General features: G+C 39.9%; 8 protein-coding genes. 6 read left to right on the top strand and 2 right to left on the bottom strand.

What is annotated here, in order from left to right; all coding sequences use genetic code 11:
* The coding region (locus B4G94_RS08270; protein ID WP_286858211.1) for a hypothetical protein at positions 1-382 on the bottom strand (382 nt) is incomplete at its 3' end.
* 21 nt (positions 383-403) lie between these two features.
* Positions 404-631: a hypothetical protein gene (locus tag B4G94_RS08265; protein WP_206531896.1), complete on the bottom strand. Its 228-nt coding sequence runs from the start codon at positions 629-631 to the stop codon at positions 404-406.
* Positions 632-1,181: 550 nt separating this feature from the next.
* On the opposite strand from B4G94_RS08265, the gene B4G94_RS08260 reads away from it, so the two are divergent.
* The 6 genes from B4G94_RS08260 (at position 1,182) to B4G94_RS08235 (ending at position 6,593) form a co-directional block, all read left to right on the top strand.
* Positions 1,182-2,747 (top strand): fimbrillin family protein, encoded by a 1,566-nt coding sequence (locus tag B4G94_RS08260; protein ID WP_165306162.1) that lies wholly within the window; start codon positions 1,182-1,184, stop codon positions 2,745-2,747.
* A gap of 49 nt (positions 2,748-2,796) precedes the next feature.
* Positions 2,797-2,961, top strand: a complete 165-nt coding sequence (locus tag B4G94_RS08255; RefSeq protein WP_165306163.1) for a hypothetical protein — start codon at positions 2,797-2,799, stop codon at positions 2,959-2,961.
* 594 nt (positions 2,962-3,555) lie between these two features.
* The gene (locus B4G94_RS08250) at positions 3,556-3,906 is read left to right on the top strand and encodes a helix-turn-helix transcriptional regulator (protein ID WP_206531897.1); all 351 of its coding nucleotides are present in this window, start codon (positions 3,556-3,558) and stop codon (positions 3,904-3,906) included.
* Between the two features lie 126 nt (positions 3,907-4,032).
* A complete protein-coding gene (locus B4G94_RS08245; protein ID WP_286858209.1) occupies positions 4,033-4,404 on the top strand; it encodes a response regulator in 372 nt (123 codons plus the stop codon).
* Positions 4,405-4,895: 491 nt separating this feature from the next.
* A complete protein-coding gene (locus B4G94_RS08240) occupies positions 4,896-5,441 on the top strand; it encodes an RNA polymerase sigma factor (RefSeq protein WP_286858207.1) in 546 nt (181 codons plus the stop codon).
* Positions 5,442-5,492: 51 nt separating this feature from the next.
* Positions 5,493-6,593: a FecR family protein gene (locus B4G94_RS08235; protein WP_286858205.1), complete on the top strand. Its 1,101-nt coding sequence runs from the start codon at positions 5,493-5,495 to the stop codon at positions 6,591-6,593.
* Positions 6,594-6,668: the final 75 nt, after the last annotated feature.

Here is a 6,668-nt window from a genome sequence, read left to right as displayed (position 1 = left end):
AGGTACCGTCTGTTTCATAGGCTACTACCCGATAGGTTACCGGACCTCTCAATGACAGCAATTTCGTTGCGGCCTTTTTACCGGTGGATGCTTTAAGCCCGCTGTTACTTGGGGTATTTTCGGTCAGTTCTGCGGTGATGCTAAACGGTCCCGACTGAATTTCTTTAGTTATCGTTAAAGGTTCAGTTGCGCCGGCTTTTGCCGAAGCTTTCGCCACGGATATATTATCTCCGCCGAATTGGGCTTCTGTTAAAGCCAGTTTTATCCCTTTATTCACTTCAACAGTATTTTCACCTTTCTCCTTGCTACAGGAAACGGCAACTGCTAAGAGAATGATCAAGGATAGTTTTGTTTTTGCTAGTTGAAATATTGTTTTTTTCATAATTGTTTTAAATAATTTTGATTAGTTCCACCATTCACCGCCACTCGGATCCTGGGTTTCTGATCCACCGTTATTCCATTCTGTTTCGTTAACACCGGAGCCTCCTCCGGGTTGGGCTGACCCTGCCGAGCCTGCGGCCACACCTTCCTCCATCAGTACATCTAACTGCTCGATGACGGGTGTCACGTAGATCTTTTTTTCAGTTTTCTTTTTCATGTGTATTTTTATTATTTGGTTTATGACTAACATCTATTAAAATAGGATACATTGTGCAATACTGGATCAAAGCAGCTGTATCCTCCTAATAAATGCCTTTTATTAGTTTAGATTCCTACTGTTTTGTACTATTCTTGGCGTTTTAAAATTAACATTGGGTATTTAATATCTCTTCATTTAAATAATTAGCTGTTCTGGTGACTTCTCATAACTTAATATATCGATTCAATATATTACACATTTTGCATCAAAAATAATGCTATAGTTTAATAAATTGACTGATTTAGATATCACAGATATATCGCATATGTATCACATTTTTAAGGTGATTTGATTTATGGTGTTTTTTAACTCCGTTATATAAAGTAATCGCTCAAAAAAACTAGATTCAAGTGCTTCTGATTGTTTTGTTAGTGTTATTTAAAGATAATATTTTTCTAATTAATGCATTTTATTTGTTTTATACGCATAAATATGTGATATATTTGTGATATGTTACAGTTGTTTCTTTATGAGAAATTGTTTTGATATTTGTCGCTAATTAATTAAAATGTTTATTAATCATCAAAAACTAAGAAAAAAAATGGTTTTACAAACACAGACAGGAAGAAGCTTGAGGACATTTGTTTTATCAGCTTTGGTATGTGGATCTATGTATTCCTGTAAGGAAAGCAAAGACAGTGTGGCAGCAAGTGGCAAAGCGAGCGTTAACATTCAGTTGCTTGGGGTAGAAAACCCAGTGGTAACAACAAAGAAAGCGGGTAATGGAACTAGTTCCTCGACTACAGCACAGACAGTCGTTGTCCCTTTTACCCGTACAAGTTCTTTTGAAGCAACATTGACCAGCGAGCCGTCCGTGACAAGTGGCAACCTGTTACGGGCCTCGTCCGGTAGCCGTGCGGCGGTAGTCGAAGAAAGAACGCCCTTGGCAGCCAACATCAAATATAAAATCGTCGTATATAACGCTGATGGTGATTATGTAACTGAAAAAACCTATACAAATTCAGTAGATAACTCAACTGAAATTGAATTGGATGCAGAAAAAACCTACACATTCGTCGCCTATTCAGTCAACAGCACCTCTTCAGTACCCGCTGTAACGGCACAGGCTGATTTGGACAATGCAAGCCTGGAGAACATCAGCGCAGACCTGATGTACTTCAAAAAAGACCTAACAGTTCATTCTGGTGATAATAATCTTGAAGTGGTTTTAAAACATCAGTATAGTGAAGTAACCACTAACTTGAGCATGGCAACCGAAATGACCGGTGCAATAACAAGTTTGGTTTCGCCGACAATAAACCCTACACATTCGAATGCGAGTTTAAAATTAGCAGATGGTGCAATAACCTATAATGGCACTACGTCTAGTACTGCGGTACAGTTCCCGCTTTTGGGAGCGGGCTTACGTTCGGTGACTAGTAATCCTACGCTATTGATCCATCCAGGAGAAACAAATGGTATATTCAGCTTTGGATCAATTACGATTGACGGTGAAACAAGATCCAATGTTGGTGTTGCAGGTTTACAGATACTGCCAGGACAGCGTTATAACCTGAACCTGAACTTCAAGACTTGTACAGAACCGGTAACCGGCGGAGCTGACCTCAACTGGAATTATGCAGCGTCAGGAAGTGGAGCTGTCGTTGATGGAGTAACTCAGCCGGCAGGATATGTTGTGACCAAAGATCTTACTGCTCCGGGAGCAGATTATGGATTTGTCTTTGATATCCTTCAATTGGACAACTCCTTCAATATGGAAATCAATGGAACAAAATTAGCAACACAAGAGATTCAGTTTGAATCGGGTATTTCAATTGCGCCTAAGAATATACGCTTCGCGGACGGAAGTGAATATAACGGAGCCAATGCCGAGGGAGGAGCCACTATTCCTCAGATCTATAGTATGACAGGTACTGCAACAAATCCGATTATCCGTGTGGTCATTAGCCGTTCGGGAGAAGTGCAAATGTATGGTAGCAAAAGTTCTGGCGGAACGTTATATCCATTGGTGCTGACACAAGGTAATTTTAACCTGGTACCATGGAGCTCTACTGCTAATAACGTTAAAATTACCCAAGTTGTTCAGGGAGCGACCAAAATGTTGGGATCTGGAAGTGGTAGAAAGAAAATTGCATGTACCCTATAGGTACAGCTAGATACTTGAAGCATTAAAATGGTATTTAAAACAATAGGACATGAACACAAATAAATCAAAAAAAATATATACGAGCCCAAAGATTGAGGCCGTCAATGTTGAATTGGAACAAGGTATCGCTGCAGGTTCTGCTGCAACGACCAGCAACGATCCTCAAGAATCTTGGGATAGAGCGGATGATGACGATCGCGTGATCAACTGGTAATATTCCAGAAGATATTGTTTAATCCACTGCAATTTGCTCGACAGGTTATCTTATCTGTCGAGCTTTTTTATGGGAGTAAAGAGTGTAATAGTCTACTCCGGAAACGGAATCATTTGAACTGGACATCGAGCAGTAGTGGAAAAATAACAAAATCGAAAGCTTTCTTGCGAAGATGGCTTTTTCTTTTGGAGTAGCAAGAGGTTTATCTAACTTTCGCGTTAGATTAAATGTAGCTTTTTTGTGATTTCAATGTGCTGTTTATTAGGTTTTTATAAAATGTGATACTAATGTGAAAGGCTGTTTTTCTTGATTCTTTCTTTTAATGCAAATATTTGTCAAGCAGACTGGGCCAGCTATTCCGGCTAAGAAGCTAATGGATAAAAGCATCGCTAAAATAGACCGTTAATACGTTGGATACTCGCAGTGCTGTTTATCACCCGGACCCGATTTGCGTGAGGGCCCGTGATAATATATTTGGGATTAACTCGGCAGGGATCATTTGAGCTCTGTCGAGCTTAATTGTCAGCTATTGATGAAAGGGTTTTGTCAGCGGTTGGAAATAAGAAATGAAAATTTACCGAAAAACAATATATAATGGAAAGGAATAACTTTAATGATCTCATTGCTTTAGCGAAGAATAATAGTGCTGAATTTTTGGCTTTGTTCACTGAGATCTATCCAGATTTTGTTGTCTCATTAAAGAAAATTAACCCTAAAATCCGTAGTAGCGAATTAGAATTTTGCGCTATGACCTTTCTTAATTTTTCGACCAAAAATATTGCTCAATATACTTTTGTCACGGTACGGGCTGTACAGGTACGCAAAAATAGATTGCGTAAAAAGCTGAAGATCGCATCGGATATAGATTTTAACAATTGGATGCGTGAACAGATTCAACGAATTCCACTGGTTGAACAGGATCTAAGTCCAGGTGAGACCAGGTAGGAATAAAGATTATTGATTGGGAATATTGTACAAAAGTAGAGAGGGGATCCAGTCAAGCATTTTTTTGCACATGATAACACAAAAAGAGAACAATGTGTGGTAGTTTTTACGATAGATTTTAAGACAATGAGCAAAAAGATCTTTTTATGTGACGATAACCTCGTAATTTTGGAGGCTTTGGAGCTGATATTGAGCATGACTGATGCCACCGTCATAAGCGAAAGCAACAGTTCGCTCGTCTTGGACATGATAATAAACGAAAAACCTGATATGTTTATCTGTGATTTACATATGCCAGGAACAAATGGTGGGGATCTTATTAGGCAGATTCGTATGCATAGAGAATTCAACGGCCTTTTTATCCTCTGTATTTCAGCTTCATATAATGGTCGGGATATTGCCCTCAATGCTGGAGCTAACGACTTTCTACCCAAGCCTTTTGAGATACATGAACTATTGTCGGTCGTCAATCAAGTTTTGATGCGGGGAACAGGTTGACTCACCGTGCAGGCACAATGGAAATATATTTTCGGCGCAGGCATTTTGAACGCGTCTTAGCGGATTTTAAATACAAATTTCTGTCCGCCCAGCTTTTCTTTCAGAAAATGACCGACTTAGCAATGGGGTGGGGACCGCTTTTCGCTAGCCTTGTTCATTAGTGGATATTTTTAGAAAGATGAATAGGTAAACATAGGGTTAAAGGTTTTTTTTGAGGTCGGAGCAGTAATTGTTCCGGCCTTTTTTATTGGATACGAGGATCCGTTTATTGATCTATAATCCCAAAGTTGGGCTTTAACAACTGATATGACTACACATTTAGATCCAATACCATGCAACTTGAAGATTTTGTCAGAAGCCTTATCCTGTGGAAAAATAGATTTTAACTTGATCTTGCACGATGTACAATTTAATGTTATATTAACATCACAATTATAACTTTGCATAAATCCTCTGGAAATCCGATATCGCGTACATATAATCAATGCGTCATGAAAGAATTGTCTGATAAGGAACTGTTTGATATTGTAAAAGATGACAATACACAAGCATTTTCGGTGTTGTTTGATCGCTATGGCAATACATTACTAAGCTTTATCCTAAAACGGATCGGCTCAATTACGGATGCGGAAGATATCCTTCAGGACGTTTTTGCTTCTTTGTGGAACCGGCGCCATAAAATTGAAATTGAGGATTCAATCTACCCCTATCTTTTCAAAGCGGCCAAATATGAGGTAATCGACTGGATGATTCAAGATCAGAAGCGGATCAAGCATTTTGAACGACTTGTGCTTCCATTAGAAGAAGAACCCGTCGGTGCCAGTAGCAGCGATGAGAAATTGCTGGTTCAGGAGTTATCCTTTATGCTGGATCATGAAATCGCCAAAATGCCTATGACCATGCAGTCTGCATTCAATCTCAGCCGGGTGGAAGGCTTGAGCATTAAGGAGATCGCTTTCCGTTTATCCATCTCCGAACAGACTGTCAAAAATAATATCTCCCTGGCTTTAAGTCATTTAAAGCTTAAAGCAAAATAAAAAGCATTTTTTTTCGGTACTTCTACAGTTTATCTGGGGTTATATAAATATATGACAGAAGATAATCAAAGAGAGCAGGCTCAAAAATTACTGAAAAAATATCTCAAGGGGGAATGTAATCCGGATGAAGAACGGATGGTAACCGAATGGTTCTTTTCATTTGATGAAGAACCAGCACTTCCGATCATGGAAAAAGAGGCGGCCTTGGAGCGTTCAAAAAATATGCTGATGCACAAATTTGAAGGCGAGATAAATCAGGTAAAACCCAAAAAGAATGTCTTTGCCTGGAAACGGGTGGCCATAGCTGCCTCTATTCTTTTGGCATTAACGACCACGTTTTTATTATTACACCAAAAACAGACAAGCTCTGTTCCACAACTCGCTGCAATCACAGCGGACACCTCCGGCCTGTTTAAAAATGATATTCTTCCGGGGGAACGCTTTGCTAAACTATCCAATGAACAGGGAGAAACTCAGTTATTGGGAAGGGAAACACTTTCCGAAAATGTAAAAACCAGCGAATTTAAAGGAAACCTCACATTGGAGGTTCCAGCTGCCGGAACCTATAGTGTCCTGCTGAGCGATGGAACCACAGTCTGGCTGAATGCTGCTTCTAAATTAGAATACCCGGATCAATTTGTCGGTGATGAACGCAGGGTGAAGCTGGTCGGTGAGGCCTTTTTTCAAGTGGCCAAAGATGCCAGCAAACCTTTTCGCATTGAGGTCGAAAACTCCGTTATCGAAGTACTCGGGACCAGCTTTAATGTCAATGCCTACCACAAGGAAATCAACACCTCATTGGTGGAAGGCAAGGTTAAAATTATGAACCAAGGGCGCGAGGCTTATCTTTCTCCCGGAAATGAAGCGATCATCAGTGCGAATAAAATACACGTACAGCCGGCAGACATCCAAAAGAATACGGCTTGGCAACGCGGTGAGTTTGTACTTGATGGCAGTAGCTTTGCCGAGATTATTGACCAGGTTTCGCGTTGGTATAATGTGGAATTTGTCAATGTGGGGGATATACCCCTTAACAGTCGGTTTAATGGGACGCTCAGTAGGGAGTCAAGGCTCTCTGAGGTATTGCGAATTCTGGCCTTCGGGACCAACAGAAAGTTTGAGATCGATGGACGGCATATCGTCATTCGTTAATACAGTTAATTTTTTACCAATTAAAATTTATAAAATATGATATAAGCAGACAACTTAGCCAAAAGGTCCGATACA

Source organism: Sphingobacterium sp. UBA7625, from assembly GCF_002484085.1.
Lineage (GTDB): Bacteria > Bacteroidota > Bacteroidia > Sphingobacteriales > Sphingobacteriaceae > Sphingobacterium > Sphingobacterium athyrii.
The sequence above is the reverse complement of the archived record's forward strand: the minus strand, read 5'-3'. Positions and strand labels throughout refer to the sequence as shown.

What these genes read in the sequence shown, in the direction of transcription:
- B4G94_RS08240 (WP_286858207.1), top strand. Translation starts at nt 4,896, where the DNA reads ATGAAAGAATTGTCTGATAAGGAACTGTTTGATATTGTAAAAGATGAC.
- B4G94_RS08235 (WP_286858205.1), top strand. Translation starts at nt 5,493, where the DNA reads ATGACAGAAGATAATCAAAGAGAGCAGGCTCAAAAATTACTGAAAAAA.
- B4G94_RS08260 (WP_165306162.1), top strand. Translation starts at nt 1,182, where the DNA reads ATGGTTTTACAAACACAGACAGGAAGAAGCTTGAGGACATTTGTTTTA.
- B4G94_RS08245 (WP_286858209.1), top strand. Translation starts at nt 4,033, where the DNA reads ATGAGCAAAAAGATCTTTTTATGTGACGATAACCTCGTAATTTTGGAG.
- B4G94_RS08265 (WP_206531896.1), bottom strand. Translation starts at nt 631, where the DNA reads ATGTTAGTCATAAACCAAATAATAAAAATACACATGAAAAAGAAAACT.
- B4G94_RS08255 (WP_165306163.1), top strand. Translation starts at nt 2,797, where the DNA reads ATGAACACAAATAAATCAAAAAAAATATATACGAGCCCAAAGATTGAG.
- B4G94_RS08250 (WP_206531897.1), top strand. Translation starts at nt 3,556, where the DNA reads ATGGAAAGGAATAACTTTAATGATCTCATTGCTTTAGCGAAGAATAAT.